This is a genomic window from Alteromonas gracilis (assembly GCF_043642145.1).
GTDB classification, from domain to species: Bacteria; Pseudomonadota; Gammaproteobacteria; order Enterobacterales; family Alteromonadaceae; genus Alteromonas; species Alteromonas gracilis_B.
Genome location: NZ_JBHZRZ010000003.1, coordinates 311,465 through 330,191, shown reverse-complemented (window position 1 = coordinate 330,191; position 18,727 = coordinate 311,465). Strand labels below are relative to the sequence as shown.

Genomic DNA, 18,727 nt, shown 5'->3' with positions numbered 1-18,727 from the left:
GATTATAGAGTAAATATGATCAGTAAGTAACCTCATTACGCGCTAACATGAACTTTTTTTTAAACTTAGACGGTTTAATGACAACAAGTAAAGGTCTATGCAGTCACAAGACTATAAAAAGCGATTAAAACTACAATTAATAATCATATTATCTATTGCTGTGATGAGTTGCGGTGTACCGTCTGTACCCACAGCTTTGTCTTCATTACTAGAACGCGAGTCTATTCGCGTTGGCACAGTTTATGGTGCGGGAACTTTTTATAATGGTGCCGAGGGACCGCAGGGTTTTGAATATGAATTACTGGCAGGATTTGCCGATTATCTTGGCGTCACTCTCGACCTTTATCCTTTCTATAGCTACGAAGTCATGCTTGAGCAATTAGAAGAAGGCAACTTGGACATTGTCGCCACCGGCGATGCGGTAACTCTCTCGCTAAAAAAACGCTTTGCCTACGGACCTGCGTATCAACATGTTCAACAAGAGCTTGTGTTTCAAGCAGGAACCTCTAGACCAAGGAATTTGCTGGCGCTCGATGCCCCAATTGTTACTGTTACGGGAAGCAGTCAGGCTCACTTACTGTCGCAATTATTAGAAAGTCAGCTTGATGAAGTCACCGAAGAGAAAGCTGAAGTTTCAAAAACTCAGCTAATCACCACAGAAGACTCAGATTCAGAAGAGTTGCTTCAACAAGTAGCTAATGGAGACATTGCCTATACGCTCGCAGACAGCAACCGATTAGCATTGCAGCGAAGACGCTATCCTAATTTAGCTGTAGCTAAAACACTGAATGAATCCATGCCGATGGCCTGGGCGCTACCGCTAAATCAAGATGACTCTGTAAAAGCAGCATTAATTGAGTATTTTGGAACAGTGCACCAGTCTGGTTGGTTTACCGTGCTTGAAGATAAGTATTTTGGTCATATTCGCCAATTTGATTATGTAGACAGCCGCGCCTTTAACTCTGCTGCCGAGACCGCGCTTGCGCAATATAAACCCCTGTTTCAAAAATATGCAGGGGATCTAGACTGGCGACTACTTGCAGCCATGAGCTATCAGGAAAGCCACTGGGAAAGTGATGCCGTTTCTAGAACTGGGGTTCGCGGCCTAATGATGCTTACTTTGGATACGGCAAGTGACTGGAACGTTGATGACAGAACCGATCCAGAACAGAGCATTCGCGGTGGCTCTCGCTACTTTGCAAGTTTGCTCAACCGCATTCCTGCCCGAATTAGCGAGCCAGATAGAACCTGGATGGCGATGGCGTCGTACAATATAGGTATGGGGCATTTGGAAGATGCTCGTGTATTGACTGAGCGTCAAGGGGGAAACCCCGATTTGTGGGTAGATGTGAAACGTCGCTTACCTCAATTGAGGCAAAAGAAATATTACAGAACCACACGGTATGGCTATGCCCGTGGCGACGAAGCGCTTCAATACGTAGAGAACATTCGACGTTATTATGACAGCCTGGTTTGGTTAGATGAGCAAGGAAAAATTTAACACGTCTGGTTGCCTACACCACTTGAAAACTGTCATTTTGATGTCATCTTTACCGCGTACCCTTGGAAAGTGTCCGTCAACCATTGGCTAGCTTTCTCTAATAACAATATTTCTCGCAAGACACAGAAAGTGTTAAAACATCAGAGAAAAGAAAGGACATTAAATGAAAAAAAATCGTTTTATGAAAAAAGGAATAAAATTGAAAAATAATAACAGACGCAGACTCATGCTGAAGCGTTGTCACCAAAAAGTACTTCAGCGCCGTAAACTATTTGTCACTAGCGATTTATTCACTCAATTAACGCGCACACCAAGCTAAATTCGCACACAAAGGCAAACCCGGCTTCTAGCATTATGGAAAGTTGTGCGAGTTACGCCAATAGCTCAATGATTCAACCATGTTGAATTAGTTTGCAGCGTCACCTTCTTGTTGCTTTTTTGCCTTTTTGGCTGCTTTAATTTCCTTCCTGCGCTTGCGGAAAAAGTCTGACAGTTTATTAGCACAATCCTCTGCTAATACACCAGACACGACATCAGTTTGATGATTAAGCGCAGGATGTTGCAACAAATTCATCACTGAACCAGCTGCTCCGGTTTTCGCATCTTTCGCACCAAAAACAACTTTTTTAACACGCGCATGAACCAGCATTCCAGCACACATTGAACACGGCTCTAGCGTGACATACAAAGTAGCATCGATTAGGCGATAATTTTTAACGTGTTCAGCTGCTTCTTTAACAGCACGCATTTCGGCATGTGCTGACGGGTCATTGTCGGTTATGGGGGTATTATAACCCTCGCCGATAACTTCGCCATCTAAGACCACACAGGCTCCCACGGGCACCTCCCCCATACGCTCAGCTTTGTCTGCGAGCGCGAGCGCATGCTTCATCCAATGAACGTCCTCTTGCGTTATTTCCGCCTGGAATACCTGATCTTGCTCTATATTTAACCCAATGTTTGCTGTTGGCGGGTTGCTATTTTCGTCACTCATTCGTCAAATTTGCTACTTTTTTTGGTGAAACCTGTTAACAATTGTTTTGTGTTTGCCAAATCAATTCATTAAATCATTAGAAATTAATGACTTTTGTCACTTGGCAACCTAATTGCAAAGTTTCATTATAACACTGCTGTTACGAAGGTCTTAGCGGGTTACATTTTTTATCGATAATCTCGATGGATAACCGTTATATTACTTTTGAGGCAGCAGTATTTTGCCAATAGGTATTTTAACTAAATACTGGGTGAATTAGGTAACTGGCCAGATTTTCACCTACACTCTTTTAAAGCCATTTGTGAGGGATATCACCGTGAATATGACCGCGATTGCAATAGTAGCCATTTGTGCTTGGGCATTAGTTTCAATTGTCGATAGTGCAAAAGACAGAAGTAAAAAGAAGCTTAACAGCAAAGAAAATGAAGCCTATAAAGCCGAAATTGCAGAGCTTAAGGAACGTGTTTCAGTGCTTGAGAAGATAGTGACAGATGAGCGCTACGACTTAAAAAAGCAGTTTGCAGATTTGGAAAACGACCGCGTCGCTTAGTTTAGGTTTACCTCGCTCCTTTGCCAGCGCGTTAGCTTAGTCTGCGCGCTAGAGGCCGCTCGCTAGCTCCCTTCAAGCAACTTGCGCTCTGCACGTTCAACCCTTCGTGGCTTACCTGCAATGACCAAAACGTCATGGGCCTGCAAAATAGCATCGTGATCGGGATCTTTGACTTCATTCCCGTCACGTCGCAACCCCTTAACGGCCACTCTCATTCTTGAAAAATCAATATCTTTAATTGCTTTGCCAATACACGAAGCGTGTTCAGATAGTACTACGGCATGAATAAATTCTAGTTTATCTTCAGTACCATAGGTAATTTCAGTGGTTTCTCCGGGATAGAAGCCGTGCATATGATCGTAGCGGCCTTTTCTTTCGGCTCTTACTCGCTTTAATATACGTGACATGGGCACACCTGCATAATGTAGTACTTGCGAAACCAACATTAGGCTGCCCTCTTGTAGCTCTGGCACCACTTGATTAGCGCCAGCGTTGTACAAGCTTTCTAGTTGATAATCTCGCTTAGTGCGCACCATGACGTCGGTAGCGTGTGTAATACTTCGTGTTTGCGTAATAACTTGCTTAGCTTTATCAACTTGATCAAATGTAACAAGCACCAGTTTGGCGCTTTCCACATTGGCATTGATCAAGATGTCTTTTTGACTCGCGTCACCAAAAATTACGGGCTCTCCCGCATTACGACTTTCGTGTACCCGCACCGGATCCATATCAACAGCAACAAAGTGAATACCTTCCATTTTAAGCATACGCGCTACCGATTGCCCGACACGCCCAAACCCACAAATAACAACGTGGTTTGTCAAAGGGCCCGTGTCGCCTAGACTTGCCTTGTCGTCGAACAAGATATCATTATTCACAATACGCTTAGCGATAGTCACACTATTACTCATGAGCCAAGGAGTGAGGGCCATGCTAATCACGCCCATGCAGACAATCAAAGAAGACTGCTCAGAAGTTAGTACTCCATGGGTTGTAGCGAGCGCTGCAATAACAAAGCTAAACTCTCCAATTTGGCACAGCTTAACACCTGCTGACCACCCATCGATGGCATCAGTTTTAACAAGAAGCGATGCAACTCTCACTAAAATAACTTTAATTATCATCAGCGCAAATACGCCGAAGATTATTTCAAAAAGACGGTTCCAGAGTACGGTAAGTTCTAACTGCATGCCGACTGTTACAAAGAAAAGCCCCATTAATATATCGCGAAAAGGGCGTATATCAGCCTCAAGCTGATATTTGTATTGGCTTTCCCCAAGCATCATACCCGCTAAGAACGCACCTAACGCCATCGAAAGCCCAAAATAGAAGGTTAAACCGCCTGCCAAAAGAGCAATAAGAATTGTCGTCAGAACAAACAGCTCGTCAGTTCTTGTCCTCGCAATTTCTCTAAATACCCAAGGAAGTAACCACTTACCTACCGACATTAGAAGTGCGATAACAAACACCCCTTTGAGCAGCGCTTCACCCAAGGCTAGTACAATACTCACCTCGCCTGTTTGCGCTAGAAGGGGAATAGCAATAAGAAAAGGCACTACGGCTAAGTCTTGAAATAGCAAAATACTAACAGCCAATTGGGTTCGCCTGTTATTAAGAATACCCATTTCCGTGGCTTGCTTTATTACGATAGCGGTCGAGCTTAACGCAAGCGTGCCGCCAATAATTATTGATGCACTAATAGAAATTCCGAAAAACAACGGAACACTGGTGAACACGGCCGTTGTGAAAAGCATTTGACCTAGCCCAACACCAAAAACTAGAGAGCGCATGGCTAATAGCTTCGGTAGTGAAAACTCAAGCCCTAATGAAAAAAGCAAAAAGACAATGCCCACTTCCGCAAGTAAATGCATTTCTTCTGGGTGGGCAAAAACGGAAAGCAATTGTGGCCCCGCAAGTACGCCAGCAAAGAGGTAAGCTAATATTGGGGGGAGATGGATGCGTTTAAATAATGCGACTGCGCATACAGATATAAACATCAATACAACGATATTTAAGAAACTCGTCCCCACATTACCTCCTAGAGCAAATAAAACGTCCGTTTATTACGTATCGCACACCTTGCACGGTGCGGCTTACATGTAAATTTTAAATAAGGCGTACTGCATCACATTTAAAAATGAATGGGCTATATTTCAAGGGCTTTAAATTGGTGATCTCCTTTAATACCTATACATTAATGCCAAAAGAGTCAGCGCACAAACAACTTAAACTAAAGACCAACTCTTAAACTTCACTTGTTGGCATCTTGTTTGCAGATTCCCTAGTACAAATGCAGATCCGGCAAGTTTTGCCTCTGTGACCGCCATAAAATCAACGAAAAGTGAGAGCATGGCCGCAGAAACGTCAGGGCTTTGACACTTGTTTCTTTGCATATCAACGCATTTTGTATAGGGGAACTACTGTGGATTTTTCAACGTCAGTCTACGATAGCACAGAACATAACAATTTTTATCCTGCTGAAAGCACGGGTAAATCACTATCTTTTAGTGAATTATCAGGTTTCGTAACACAGCTACTGTCAACACTTGAGCTTCAAGAGCTAGGTGGCGTGTATTTTCAGCAGCTGAATATGTTGTTACCTATTGTTGGTTTTAGCCTATCAGATTTCGATTCACGTTGGGTTTACGGTAACGCAAACATCTCCTCAACACTGATTGATTTACCTCTTCAAGGGGTAAATGACATTAGTGGTAATCAGGCCCACGTTTACTATTACATTAGTTCACCACTGTCTTTGTCGCAACGGGAAAGCCTTTTCCAACTGCATGATTTATTTGGAAAACAAGTAAAGCACGCAATGTCGCTAATGCGGGTTAAGCAGATGGCAACAAAAGATATATTAACGGGTTTGGGCAATCGTGCAGGCTTTGAACAGTCGATGACAAGACAGCTAGGCTGGGCGCAGAGGCACAACGATCACTTTGCGCTTTTGGTCATCGACTTAGACAACTTTAAATACGTGAATGACAACTTTGGTCATGGTGAAGGCGATAAAGTATTGGTTCATGTCGCATCGCATTTATCTAATGTGCTGCGAAATGAAGATGAAGCTTTTCGCTATGGCGGGGATGAGTTTTGCTGCATGTTAGACTGCCAAACGCAACAGCAGCTAGCCCGAGCAGCACAGCGTATTCAAATGAGCATAAACAGTTCTAGCTATTTATCTAGGTTAGGTGTGTCAACAAGTCTGGGCGGAGCAATATACCGCGATGGTGACACTATGAGTAGTTTATTTGACCGTGCTGACAACGCCTTATACCTAGTTAAAAACTCGGGCAAAAATAGCTATCACGCAGCTTGAGCGTACTCTTACATCTTCATCGAAATGCGGCAAAGCAATGCCGCATCTGCGTATTATTGCCGACAAAGTCACTTCAGATAGCAGTGCCGCCTAAATAAAACGACGCTAAAAAATATAAAAAGCTCAATCAAGACGAAAAGTTATCTCTATACCAGACGCTTTCGGTTGCAGATTAACACACTGCCCACTAACAATCAGCGCGACTGGAACTTCATTTAAAAAGACGACTGGCACGGCGTTTCGCTCCCACCTCGGAATTCGCCAAACTTTAAACCACTCTTTTACTTTTTTAGATACACTGGCGTTTTCAGGCTTCACTTTTAAGTTGCGAGCATTTGTTTGCAATGTAACCGCATCATCGCTTCGTTCATCAGACAAAGTCACACGAATAAGGCCGTTTAACCATGGCAGAGCAATGTCTTTATTTGTGTCTAATTGCAGACTTGACGGTATGTCGTGAACAGCATTAACCACCCAATAAAGATCTTGGTCAAAGCGAATTACCCTGCCCCACTTGAAGTTAACTTCTGGCGTTGCGTCATGCTTTGCCTTTAACATGGCGAGCACTTGATCAGCCTGTGCCTTTGATGGGGCCAACTGACCTCGCGCTTTAAACCACGCGCGAATCACCATAGCCTGCCAAGGCAATGAGAGCGATGCAAGCTTCTCACCGTTTAACCGTATTTCTGTGCGTTTGCAGTCTTCATAATAGCGTTGCGCTGAATCGCTGACTAACATGCTTTGCTCGGCACAAAGCTCTGCACTGCGCCTAACGGTTTTTGTCAACTGAGGCCAGCGCTCAAGCAAGTGTGGAATAATTTCGTTTCTTAAAAAATTCCGGTCAAAGCTGTTTTGCTGGTTTGATTCATCTTCTACCCATTGCAGCATTTCCTCTTCTGCAAAGGCGACGATATCTGCTTTGTCTAACGCCAGCATAGGGCGCATGATGAGCGTTTCACCGCGATACTGCATATCGCCCATGCCCGCTAAACCTTGCGGACCCGCACCGCGCTTAAGCTGCAACAACACGGTTTCCAGCTGATCTTCTGCATGCTGCCCTAACAACAGCACACCGCCAATTTGCTTACATACTTCTAACAGAGCGTTGTAACGCACTTTCCGCGCTTCCGCTTCCACGCTTTTTCTCGCCCCCGTATCAACGTCAACGCGATACAAGTGAAATTCAACATCGTCTAGCCGGCATTGCAGTTCGCAATGTCTGGCCCAATCGTCAGCGTTATCACTTAGCCCATGGTGCACATGCACAGCGTGAATTGGATTGCCAAACTGCTCACGAAACGCGATGACAGCTTGAAGTAGAACAGATGAATCGACACCACCACTGTAGGCAACCACTAAGGGTGTTTTAAGCGATAAGCTAGCGTTGTCGAGTGACATGGCGATGCGATTTACAATGTGTTCGCTGACTGGAGATAAATGGGGAGTCACTGACTGATAAAACCTTTCTGTGTATGTTTTTAACTTGAGCTTTTTGTTATTTAGGCTGTGAAGTCGGGTATCTCAAAGCGCAAAGGGGTTGATTACCAATGGTAAACAACCCCTTACACAAACTTGAACTACACTGAAAATTCGTTACGTTTAAACAGCGAGCCTAATATTTAACAGTAACCAAACGACATAAGACGCTGATAACGTTCTTCCATCAATTTGGTTTCATCAAGATCTTTAAGCTGGTTCAGCTGCTGCTTGATAACAGCTTTTAAATTAGCGGCCATGCCATTGTGGTCACGGTGCGCACCACCTAACGGCTCTTCTACAATGCTATTGATAAGGCCTAGCTCTTTAATTTGTGGTGCACTTACGCCCATTGCCTCTGCAGCCAATGGCGCTTTTTCAGCGCTTTTCCACAATATAGACGCACAGCCTTCTGGTGAGATAACCGAGTACGTAGAATACTGAAGCATGTTAACGCGATCGCCAACACCAATCGCCAGGGCACCGCCTGAACCACCTTCACCAATAACGGTACAAACAATAGGAACCGTAAGCTCTGCCATTTCAAATAAGTTTTTTGCAATGGCTTCACTTTGTCCACGTTCTTCCGCACCCACACCTGGGTACGCCCCTGGCGTATCGATAAACGTGATAATAGGCATGTTGAAACGTTCTGCCATCTTCATAAGACGCAACGCCTTGCGGTAGCCTTCAGGTTTAGGCATACCAAAATTACGCTTAATTTTTTCGTTGGTATCACGCCCTTTTTGATGACCAATAACCATAACAGGTTGATCATCTAACATAGCTGGTCCGCCTACAATCGCTTTATCGTCAGCAAATGCACGGTCGCCAGCTAGCTCGTCAAAGTCGGTAAAAATACGCGGAATGTAATCAAGGGTATAAGGACGCATTGGATGACGAGCTAGTTGAGAAACTTGCCATGCACCAAGGTCAGAGAAGATCTTTTTGGTTAGCTCAGCGCTTTTACCGCGAAGCTTATTAATTTCTTCCTCAATACCAACGTCAAACTCGCCACCTTGATTCACCAACCTAAGCTCTTCAATTTTTGCTTCTAGTTCGGCTATTGGCTGTTCAAAGTCCAAAAACTGTATACTCATTTCATGTCCTATTCGTACTACGCTCGTTTATGCAAACGCGAGATACTCAATCTATCGAACTCTTACCCTTAATGGTAGAGAATTGAAACGGCTTTGTCTCCCAAACATTGTTTGAGATCGTGTAAAAGTTGGTCTTCAGGGGTAACGTACCATCTTGCTCCACACGCTAACGTTACTTCAGCGTCTGGATGGGTTACCGCTAACTGAACAGGACAACTTCCACCATTAAATGCCTGCAGGATAGATTGCATCTGACTCATTTTTTTCGGTTCAAGCAACTGGGTATCAATATTAAGTGCCAGCGCTCTCGCGTTTTTCTCTCGTGCCTGAACAATGTCCATTACATCACGGGCGGTGATTGTATTGCCCCCAGAGAAATCATCAAAGCTGACCTGTCCCTTTATAAGCAATATTCTGTCAGTTTCTAACACACTTTCGAACTGTTCATACATATCGGGGAAGAAACGTACGTCTATTCTGGCACTCTTATCATCCAGTGTCACTATTGCCCAGCGACGTCCGCGCTTGTTCGTCATAACACGAACGCCAAGTACTAATCCTACTGCACTGGCCATTTGATCTTTGTTGGTTGGTTTTAAGTCAACTAAACGACCATCGGTGTAGTAACGCAGTTCTTCAGCATACTGATTGATGGGGTGTCCGGTTAGGTACAACCCTAAGGTGTCTTTTTCGCCTTCTAACCACACCTTTTCTGGCCACTCAGGTACGTCGGCAAACGCTTGCTTCACGTCTTCTGGCTCGGTAGTAAGCAGCCCAAACATGTCTGACTGGCCAAACGACTCGGCTTTTGCATGCTGCCCGGCTGCGGCAAGTGCTTCTGGTAAGCTTGCCATCAAACTAGCGCGATGCGGCCCTAAGTTGTCTAACGCTCCTGCAAGTACCAGCTTTTCTAGTACCCGCTTATTAACACGCTTTATATCAATTTTTGCACAAAAATCGAAAAGGTCTTTAAAAGCGCCTTGGGTCTCACGCGCTTCGATAATAGCCTCAATTGGACCCTCGCCCACGCCTTTGATAGCACCAATGCCGTAAACAATGCGGCCTTCGCTATCTACCGTAAACTTGTATTTTCCGGCATTCAAATCTGGCGGTAGTATTTCAATGCCCATGCGCTCGCATTCATCAACCAGCGTCACGATTTTATCGGTGTTGTCCATATCTGCCGACATTACCGCAGCCATAAACTCTGCCGGATAATGCACTTTTAGCCACAGCGTTTGATATGACACCAATGCGTATGCAGCAGAGTGCGATTTGTTAAACCCGTAGCCGGCGAACTTTTCTACCAAGTCGAAGATTTTCATCGCCAAGTCTGGGTCGATATTATTGCCCTTCGCACCGTCGGCAAACGTACCGCGCTGCTTAGCCATCTCTTCTGGCTTTTTCTTACCCATGGCTCGGCGAAGCAAGTCAGCGCCACCTAGCGAGTAACCCGCCATTTCCTGAGCAATCTGCATTACCTGCTCTTGGTACAAAATAATGCCGTAGGTAGGCTCTAGAATTTCCTGTAAGCATTCGTGCTGATATTCAGCATCAGGGTAGGATATATCTTCACGTCCGTGCTTACGGTCAATAAAGTTATCTACCATGCCTGATTGCAGTGGACCGGGTCGGAACAGTGCTACCAGTGCGATGATATCTTCAAAACAGTCAGGTTTAAGACGCTTAATCAGCTCTTTCATACCGCGAGATTCAAGCTGGAATACTGCAGTGGTTTCGGCGTTTTGAAGGGTTCTAAAACTCTTAGCATCTTCAAGTGGAATGGCGCTGATATCCACGTCCACGTTTTTGCCTTCTTTAATCATATCTATCGCCCACTGAATGATGGTCAGTGTGCGAAGGCCCAAGAAGTCGAATTTTACTAAGCCCGCCGTTTCAACGTCGTTTTTATCGAATTGGGTTACGGGGTTTTTACCTTCGTCATCACAGTACAAAGGCGAGAAGTCGGTAATCGTAGTGGGCGCGATAACCACACCACCGGCGTGTTTACCGGCATTTCGCGTTACACCCTCAAGAATACGGGCCATATCGATAAGGTCTTTCACTTCCTCATCGCTTTCGTACACTTCCGGCAGCTGTGGTTCAGCAGCGAAAGCCTTTTCAAGTGTCATGCCCGGGTCGGGTGGAATCAATTTTGAAATACGATCCACAAAACCGTAAGGATGACCAAGCACTCGGCCTACGTCACGCACTACTGCTTTAGCCGCCATCGTACCGAAAGTAATAATCTGCGATACCGCCTGACGGCCATAAAGCTCTGCAACGTGGTCGATAACCTCGTCTCGTCTATCCATACAGAAGTCGACGTCGAAGTCGGGCATAGATACACGTTCTGGGTTCAAGAAACGTTCGAATAGCAAGTCGAATTCAAGTGGGTCTAGGTCGGTAATTTTTAGGGCATACGCCACCAACGAGCCCGCACCGGAACCACGTCCTGGCCCTACCGGAATACCGTTATCCTTACTCCACTGAATGAACTCCATTACGATAAGGAAGTAGCCTGGGAAACCCATTTGGTTGATAACTTCAAGCTCAATGCGAAGTCGGTCATCGTACTCTGGACGTTTCGCTTTACGCATTTCTTCATCTGGGAATAGAAATTCTAGTCGTTCTTCTAACCCTTCTTCAGACACCTTAACCAAGAAGTCTTCGGTGGTCATGCCGCCGGTTGGGAACTGCGGTAAGAAATATTCATTTAAGCGAACAGTAACATTACAACGCTTGGCAATTTCTACCGTGTTCTCAATTGCCTCAGGGATATCGCTAAATAACTCAACCATTTCCTCGGCAGTGCGAAGGTATTGCTGGTCGCTGTAGCGCTTAGGGCGGCGATTATCATCTAACGTGTAGCCATCGTGAATACATACTCGAATTTCGTGAGCATCAAAACCTTCACGGTCAATAAAGCACACTTCGTTGGTGGCAACCACGGGCAAACCGCGCTGCTCAGCAAGCTCTACTGCAAGGTGTAAGTAATCTTCTTCACCTTGTCTGCCGGTTCTAATCAGCTCTAAATAGAAACGGTCAGGAAAATGCGTTTGATAAAACTCAAGGGCACTATCGAGAATCTTGGCGTTGTTTTTCATTAAACCCACGCCAACGTCACCGTGCTGAGCACCCGAGAGTACTATTACGCCTTCGGCATGTTCTGCCAGCCATTCTTGGTCAATCACCGCACGGTGTGACAAATGCCCGCGAAGATACGCTTTAGATATAAGCACGGTAATGTTCTTATATCCTTCGTTGTTCATCGCAATTAATGTAAGCCTGAAGAGCTCGTCGCCAAAGGCCTCATTGGTAACCCAAAAATCAGTACCGATAATGGGCTTTATACCCAAGTTATGCGCTTCAGAGTAGAACTTTACCAAGCCGCACATATTCATTTGATCGGTAATTGCCACCGCTGGCATATCCAACGCAGCCACTTTGCCTAAAATAGGTTTTACCTTATTCAGGCCGTCCATCATCGAAAAATCGCTATGGACACGTAAATGAATAAATGGCGAAGACATGATGTTATTTCTCTTCAAGTAACGCTTTAACGGGTTTAAAACTCTTTCTGTAGCAGTCTAAGATGCCATACTCAGCAATGGCTTCAAAATGTGCTTTTGTGGGATAACCTTTATGACCTGCAAAATTATACTGAGGATAGGCCTCGTGAAGCGAAATCATATCGTTATCACGCTCTACTTTGGCAATGATAGATGCAGCTGAAATTTCGGCGTGTAGGCTGTCGCCTTTTACTACCGCTTCTGAGTCGAAATTCCAAGCCGGAACGCGGTTGCCGTCTACACGAACAAAGTCAGGCTTTACGGGTAAGCCCTCTACGGCACGAATCATCGCGAGCATGGTGGCATGCAGGATATTAAGCTTGTCTATTTCTTCGGGGCTCGCTCTGCCGATATTCCAATACAGCGCTTTTTCACGAATTTCTTGCGCTAATGCTACGCGCTTCTTCTCACTGAGTTTTTTTGAATCGGTCAGGCCTTCAATAGGATTGGCTGGGTCTAAAATGACGGCGGCTGTAACAACGTCACCAACTAACGGGCCACGCCCTACTTCATCAACTCCGGCAATTAACTTATGCAAACAATTCCTCCACGACGGCTTTTGCAGCTGTTTTATCAGCATTGCATTTTAGCGTATGGTGGAGGTTGGTGAAACGGGAAATAAGGGCTGAATTGTCACTTTCGAAAAAGCTGAGTAACTGATTGCTCATATTCTCTGCATTTACCTCTTCTTGAAGTAATTCAGGAATAATTGCTTCATCTGCTAATAAATTTGGCAGGGTAAAAAATGGCGCTTTGTACAAGCGCTGCATAATTTTATAAGTCAGCGGCGCTAGTTTGTATGCGGCGACCATAGGGCGCTTACATAACATGGCCTCTAACGTGGCAGTTCCCGAGGCTAGTAAAATTACATCGCTTGCTATCATCGCATCGCGAGATGTACCTTGGGTTACCTGAATAGGTAAGCGCTTTTCTGCATTATTGGCTTCCAGCAATAGCGCCTTTATCTGCGTGAGACGATGTTCGTTGGCAGCAGGGATAAGAAATTGAATATCGCTACGCTTAGCATGAATTGCTTCAATGGTTTCCAAAAATACAGGTAGCAGAGTGTCTACTTCGCCGCGTCGTGAGCCAGGTAATACTGCCAAAACAGGCGCTTCTTCGTTAACATCTAAGGCACTTCTTGCAGCTGCTTGATTGGGCTCAATGGCAATGGCATCGGCCATGGTGTGGCCTACGAAGGTATAAGGAACGTTGTGTTTGTCGTAAACCTGTTGCTCAAAGGGGAATAAGCCTAATACGCGATTGGCAGCTTTTGCAATTTTATGGATACGCTTTTCACGCCACGCCCAAACCGTTGGGCTTACATAGTGCATGGTCTTGATACCACGTGCTTTAAGCGCCTTTTCAACTCGAAGGTTGAAGTCTGGTGCGTCTATTCCAACGAATATATCTGGTGGATTTTGCTCAAAGTGTGCAAGAAGCTGTTTCTTCACTTTTAAAATGGCAGGTAAATGATAGAGGACTTCTACTAGCCCCATTACCGACAAAGTTTCCATATCAAACAAGCTATGGAAACCCGCGTTTATCATATTTGGACCGCCAATACCTTCGATAATGGCATCAGGGTATTGGCGTTTAAGCTCTGCAACCATTCCGGCGGCAAGCACGTCACCAGAGGGCTCTCCGGCAACCATGCCGATACGAATTGGTTTAGACATAATTAGCGAATAATGCCTCGCTCAGAGTCTTTTAAGAAATTAACCATTAATGCAACGCCGTCAAACTCTTGAGCTGGTTCAGCGAGTTTTTCGACAGCTTCGTCCACTGTGTTGCCTTCCCGGTAAATCACTTTATAAGCACGTTTTATCGCCATCACTTCTTCTTTACTAAAGCCGCGACGTTTTAGGCCTTCAGAGTTGATACCTTGAGGAATATTCTTTTGGCCGCTAACCATAACAAAAGGAGGTACATCGCGAAGAATAATGCCGCCAGCACCTAAAAAGGCGTGAGCGCCAATTTTGCAGAACTGATGAATACCCGCAGCGCCACCAACAATTACGTGATCATCCATATGGACATGGCCTGCAATTGCTACACTGTTGGCAATAATAATATCGTTGCCAAGCACGCAGTCATGAGCCACGTGAGAGTTAGCCATAAACAAGCAGCGAGAACCTATAATGGTAATGCTATTATCTTGAATAGTGCCTCTATGAACGGTAACGCCTTCACGAAACTCGTTATCATCTCCGATAACTAACTCAGTAGGCTCACCCGCATACTTCTTATCTTGGCAGTCTTCGCCTATTGATGAAAACTGATAAAACTTGTTGTTTTTACCGATACGCGTTGGGCCGCGCACGACCACATGTGATTTCAGAATACAGCCATCGCCAATGGTGACATTATCGTCAACCACACAAAATGGACCTATAGTGACATTATCACCAATCGTTGCACTTTCTGAAATTACCGCAGTAGGATGGATCACGTTACGCTATCTCTCTCATCGCACACATAAACTCTGCACTACAAGCGATGTCGCCATCGACACTTGCAGTACCTTTAAATTTCCAAATCCCTCTGCGCTCTTTAACTAGAGCAACGTCAAACTCAAGCTTGTCACCTGGAACCACAGGGCGCTTGAAGCGAGCGTTGTCAATTCCTGCATACAAGTATAACTTATCATTATTGCCCATGGTCTTAAAACCTAAAACACCAGCAGCTTGTGCCATCGCCTCAAGAATTAATACGCCAGGGAAAATTGGCTGTTCAGGGAAGTGCCCCATGAAACACGGCTCGTTGATAGTGATATTTTTATAAGCCTTAACAGACTCGCCCAGAACATAGTCTGTTACACGATCAACGAGAAGAAATGGATACCGATGTGGTAGTAATTCCAAAATTTCCTGAATTTCGATGGTATTAAGTGAATTGGCCAAAAACTTTCTCCTGTATACAAGCATGACCTACAACTATTTTATACCAATACTGATGATTGATTGGCATTTTGGTCAAACTCGCCGTAAAAACTAAAAACGGCGGCAACCATACGCTGTTAAGCGCGGAAAACAAATCAGACCAACACCTTTTGGGAGTTGGTCTGACAAATTTTACAACTGTAGTGTGCAGTTAACTAGTTAGTTTTGCTAACTTGCTCAAGCACTTGTTCAGATAAATCGTGCTCTTCCTTAGCAAATGCAACGCCACCAGCGTTAAGAACTAGGTCATAACCTTGTTTCGCTGCAACAGAGTCGATAGCTTGCTTGATTAGACCAAGTAACTTGTTACGCTCTTCATTGCTACGACGCTGGATGTTTTGCTGCAAAGGCTGACCTTTCTTAGCTAACTCTTCACGTACAGATAAGATTTTTTGTTCTAGTTCTTTCTTCTCGGCATCGCTCATAGTAGCTGCGTCGCGTTGAAGACGTTCTGCGTAGAACTGTCCATCGCGTTGCAGTTGATTCACTTCTTCAATCTGATCTTTAAATTCAGCTTGAATAGCGTTTTGAATTTCAGCCGCTTGAGGCATCGCTTGGAAAATACCTTGCACATCTACAACAGCAACTTTCTGCTGCGCCATTACAGACGTACTTACTAAAGCGCTACCCAGCATTGCTCCTGCAACGATATGTTTAACCAACTGTTTCAAAGGGAACTCCTTTTGTGAATCTTATTATAGAGCGCGACTCTCTCGCGCTCGCTTTAATATCTTAGAAAGTTTGACCGATATTGAAAGTGAAGAATCTTGCATCATCTCCTTCACGTTCTTGGATTATTTTTGAGAAGCTGAATACCATAGGCCCCATCGGTGATATCCACTGGACAGATAACCCTGCGGAACTACGATACAGACTCCAATCAGAATAGTCCAATAGCTCTTGACCAAAACGCTGATTAGGGTTTACTTGAAGCTGGCTATATCTGTCAAAATCAAACTCAGTATCCCACACGTTACCCACATCCACAAACAAACTTGTGCGAAGTGAATTACTCATTTCTGCATCAATGAATGGTGTAGGAACGATTAGCTCAACGCCACCCAATGCCATAGCGTTTCCACCAAGACTTCGCTGTGACCATGAAATAAATGCGTTTTCTGGACCGCCTGGGAATGTTTCGCCATCAGGACCAACAACTGAGCTTGGTACCGATACCGTTACACCACGAGGACCAACTGTGTTGTTCTCAAATCCACGAAGTGAGTCGGCACCACCAGCGGTAAAGTTCTCGGTAAACGGTAGTATTTGCTCGTTGCCATTTATATCACCGTACCCGTTACCGTAGCCTAGCCTAACACGTGCTAACAACGACCAGTTTTGATCTCGAGACAGAGGGAAATACCATTTACCATCTAATATGGTTTTAAAGTAATTTACATCTGAGTTTGGTGTAGTAATACTAAATGACGCTCGTTGTGATGATCCCGCAGTTGGGAATAAGCCTCGGTTAAGCGTGCTTCTACTCCAACTTACACTTGCCAAAAAGCTGCTGTATTTAATTGCAGCATCAGGGTCTGTTCCGTTGGTAAACTGATTGTAAAATTGCTCTGTTTGCTCGAAAAAACCTCGGTTAAATAACTCAACATCACTGTAAGTCATACCAAAGTTTATTCTGTTGAACTCGTTAATTGGATATCCAATATTGGCGCCTATAGAGTATCGCTTCGAGTTGTACTGAATAACGTTGAAGTCAGAGCCATCAAATTCGCTGTAGCCAATCGAGCCACCTAGACTGATTCCATCAATCGTAAAGAACGGGTCGTTATAAGTTGCTTGAATTGACGACTGGAAAGCCGTGGTATTTAGGTTAAGGCCAATTCGCTTACCTGTACCCAAGAAGTTATCTTGCTGAATACCCGCTTGAAGGCTTAGTCGCGTTCTATCGCCGTAACCAATACCTGCGTTAAACGAGCCAGATGGCTGCTCTTTCACGTTAAAATTAACGTCTACTTTATCTTCTGAGCCCGGAATGCGCACAGTTTCAAACTCTACTTCTTCCATATAGGTAAGACGAGAGAGCTGGTTTTTAGATGACTCTAGTAAGTTATTAGAAAGCCATGTGCCTTCCATCTGACTTAAATTCTGTCTTAGCACGCTATCCGCGGTAACAACGTTGCCATTGAACTTGATTCGGTTTACATAAATACGTTTGCCCGGGTCGACCGACAGGGTTAATTTAACCGTTTTGTCTTCGTCATTTATTTCAGGCACTGTCGTAACTGTTGGGTACGCATAGCCAAATCGACCCAAGTACTTACTGATAAACTCTTCTGTATATGTCACTTCCGCCTGGTTATAAAGTTCACCAGTAGTAAGCGGCAGCACACGTTCAATGTATTCTTCGTGACCCAATACATCACCGACCAATTCCACTTCAGAAATTGTGTATTGCTCGCCTTCCGAAACGTTCATTGCAATGTAAATACCTGACTTTTCAGGTGTCATTGAAACTTGCGTTGAATCAACGTTGAATCGAAGATAACCGCGGTTGAGATAATGGTTGCGAAGTGTTTCCATATCACCTTGCAGCGTTTGTTGCTGATAGCGGGTTTCTGATAGGAAATCCCACCACGGCGTGTCGTACTGCAGTTCGAAGGCTTCCATCAGCTCTTGGTCTGAGAAAATTTCGTTACCAACAATGTTGATTTGTTCGATCTCAGCTGCATCGCCTTCTTCAAAAAGCAATTTTAAATCTACGCGGTTGCGCGGTAACGGCGTGATAATGGCCGTCACATCAGCATTGTATTTACCTATGCTATAGAAGAAGTCTTTTAGACCATTCTCAATAGAAGTTAACACCGTCTTATCAAGTGGCTCACCTATGCGAACGCCGTTGCCATCTAAGCTTTCTTGAAGCTGTTCATCTTTAATGTCATCGTTGCCGTCAAAAATGATATTACTGATGGTAGGACGCTCTGCAACACGCACAACAAGAGTATTGCCATCGCGCAGAATTTCAACATTTTCAAAGTGAGTTGAAGAGTACAACGAGCGAATAAGCTGCGTCACCCTAAATGTATTAAGCTCGTCGCCAACTTGTACGGGCAAGTAGGTTAAAGCCGCACCAAGTGCAACACGCTGTAAACCTTCAACACGAATGTCTTCAACAACAAATTCACTGTCTTGCGCCGCAGCATTGGCAAAGCTAGCACTGGAAAGAATGGCTCCGGCTGCTACTAACTGTTTTAACTTCATCTATTTTTCTTTTCCTGGCCGCGTTTTGTATTAGCTGTTTTGTACTTCCTGATT

General features: G+C 44.6%; 14 protein-coding genes. 3 read left to right on the top strand and 11 right to left on the bottom strand.

From position 1 onward, the window contains the following. The first annotated feature begins 97 nt into the window (after positions 1-97). Positions 98-1,501, top strand: coding sequence for a membrane-bound lytic murein transglycosylase MltF (gene mltF / locus ACHUFN_RS08390; protein WP_394221892.1), 1,404 nt, complete (start codon positions 98-100; stop codon positions 1,499-1,501). A 406-nt stretch (positions 1,502-1,907) separates the two neighbouring features. Here the strand turns inward: mltF and tadA are convergent, their stop codons facing one another. Further along, complete coding sequence (tadA, locus tag ACHUFN_RS08385) at positions 1,908-2,495, bottom strand: tRNA adenosine(34) deaminase TadA (RefSeq protein WP_394221891.1); 588 nt, start codon at positions 2,493-2,495, stop codon at positions 1,908-1,910. 322 nt (positions 2,496-2,817) lie between these two features. On the opposite strand from tadA, the gene ACHUFN_RS08380 reads away from it, so the two are divergent. After that, positions 2,818-3,045, top strand: a complete 228-nt coding sequence (locus ACHUFN_RS08380) for a hypothetical protein (RefSeq protein ID WP_394222100.1) — start codon at positions 2,818-2,820, stop codon at positions 3,043-3,045. A 62-nt stretch (positions 3,046-3,107) separates the two neighbouring features. On the opposite strand, the gene ACHUFN_RS08375 is transcribed toward ACHUFN_RS08380, so the two are convergent. Further along, positions 3,108-5,075: a monovalent cation:proton antiporter family protein gene (locus tag ACHUFN_RS08375; protein ID WP_394221890.1), complete on the bottom strand. Its 1,968-nt coding sequence runs from the start codon at positions 5,073-5,075 to the stop codon at positions 3,108-3,110. Between the two features lie 392 nt (positions 5,076-5,467). Here ACHUFN_RS08375 and ACHUFN_RS08370 point away from each other — a divergent pair, with 392 nt between their 5' ends. Next, a complete protein-coding gene (locus ACHUFN_RS08370; RefSeq protein ID WP_394221888.1) occupies positions 5,468-6,367 on the top strand; it encodes a GGDEF domain-containing protein in 900 nt (299 codons plus the stop codon). A 123-nt stretch (positions 6,368-6,490) separates the two neighbouring features. Here the strand turns inward: ACHUFN_RS08370 and tilS are convergent, their stop codons facing one another. The 9 genes from tilS to bamA all read right to left on the bottom strand — a co-directional run bounded on the left by tilS (position 6,491) and on the right by bamA (position 18,673). Beyond that, positions 6,491-7,816, bottom strand: a complete 1,326-nt coding sequence (tilS, locus tag ACHUFN_RS08365) for a tRNA lysidine(34) synthetase TilS (RefSeq protein WP_394221887.1) — start codon at positions 7,814-7,816, stop codon at positions 6,491-6,493. Between the two features lie 170 nt (positions 7,817-7,986). After that, entirely contained in the window at positions 7,987-8,943 is a 957-nt protein-coding gene (gene accA, locus ACHUFN_RS08360; RefSeq protein ID WP_394221886.1) for an acetyl-CoA carboxylase carboxyl transferase subunit alpha, read from the bottom strand. Between the two features lie 68 nt (positions 8,944-9,011). Beyond that, positions 9,012-12,476, bottom strand: coding sequence for a DNA polymerase III subunit alpha (gene dnaE, locus ACHUFN_RS08355; RefSeq protein WP_394221885.1), 3,465 nt, complete (start codon positions 12,474-12,476; stop codon positions 9,012-9,014). A gap of 4 nt (positions 12,477-12,480) precedes the next feature. Beyond that, the gene (rnhB, locus tag ACHUFN_RS08350) at positions 12,481-13,053 is read right to left on the bottom strand and encodes a ribonuclease HII (RefSeq protein WP_394221884.1); all 573 of its coding nucleotides are present in this window, start codon (positions 13,051-13,053) and stop codon (positions 12,481-12,483) included. Continuing rightward, positions 13,046-14,194, bottom strand: a complete 1,149-nt coding sequence (gene lpxB / locus ACHUFN_RS08345) for a lipid-A-disaccharide synthase (RefSeq protein WP_394221883.1) — start codon at positions 14,192-14,194, stop codon at positions 13,046-13,048. Before lpxB ends, rnhB begins: the two co-directional genes overlap by 8 nt. 2 nt (positions 14,195-14,196) lie before the next feature. Then, entirely contained in the window at positions 14,197-14,967 is a 771-nt protein-coding gene (gene lpxA / locus ACHUFN_RS08340; RefSeq protein ID WP_394221882.1) for an acyl-ACP--UDP-N-acetylglucosamine O-acyltransferase, read from the bottom strand. Position 14,968: 1 nt separating this feature from the next. Next, the gene (gene fabZ, locus ACHUFN_RS08335; RefSeq protein WP_394221881.1) at positions 14,969-15,418 is read right to left on the bottom strand and encodes a 3-hydroxyacyl-ACP dehydratase FabZ; all 450 of its coding nucleotides are present in this window, start codon (positions 15,416-15,418) and stop codon (positions 14,969-14,971) included. A 194-nt stretch (positions 15,419-15,612) separates the two neighbouring features. Then, on the bottom strand, positions 15,613-16,128 hold the full coding sequence (locus tag ACHUFN_RS08330; RefSeq protein WP_394221880.1) for an OmpH/Skp family outer membrane protein: 516 nt from the start codon (positions 16,126-16,128) through the stop codon (positions 15,613-15,615). 61 nt (positions 16,129-16,189) lie between these two features. Beyond that, positions 16,190-18,673, bottom strand: coding sequence for an outer membrane protein assembly factor BamA (gene bamA, locus ACHUFN_RS08325; protein WP_394221879.1), 2,484 nt, complete (start codon positions 18,671-18,673; stop codon positions 16,190-16,192). Between the last annotated feature and the right edge of the window lie 54 nt (positions 18,674-18,727).

What these genes read in the sequence shown, in the direction of transcription:
- bamA (WP_394221879.1), bottom strand. Translation starts at nt 18,673, where the DNA reads ATGAAGTTAAAACAGTTAGTAGCAGCCGGAGCCATTCTTTCCAGTGCT.
- dnaE (WP_394221885.1), bottom strand. Translation starts at nt 12,476, where the DNA reads ATGTCTTCGCCATTTATTCATTTACGTGTCCATAGCGATTTTTCGATG.
- mltF (WP_394221892.1), top strand. Translation starts at nt 98, where the DNA reads ATGCAGTCACAAGACTATAAAAAGCGATTAAAACTACAATTAATAATC.
- lpxB (WP_394221883.1), bottom strand. Translation starts at nt 14,194, where the DNA reads ATGTCTAAACCAATTCGTATCGGCATGGTTGCCGGAGAGCCCTCTGGT.
- accA (WP_394221886.1), bottom strand. Translation starts at nt 8,943, where the DNA reads ATGAGTATACAGTTTTTGGACTTTGAACAGCCAATAGCCGAACTAGAA.
- tadA (WP_394221891.1), bottom strand. Translation starts at nt 2,495, where the DNA reads ATGAGTGACGAAAATAGCAACCCGCCAACAGCAAACATTGGGTTAAAT.
- ACHUFN_RS08380 (WP_394222100.1), top strand. Translation starts at nt 2,818, where the DNA reads ATGACCGCGATTGCAATAGTAGCCATTTGTGCTTGGGCATTAGTTTCA.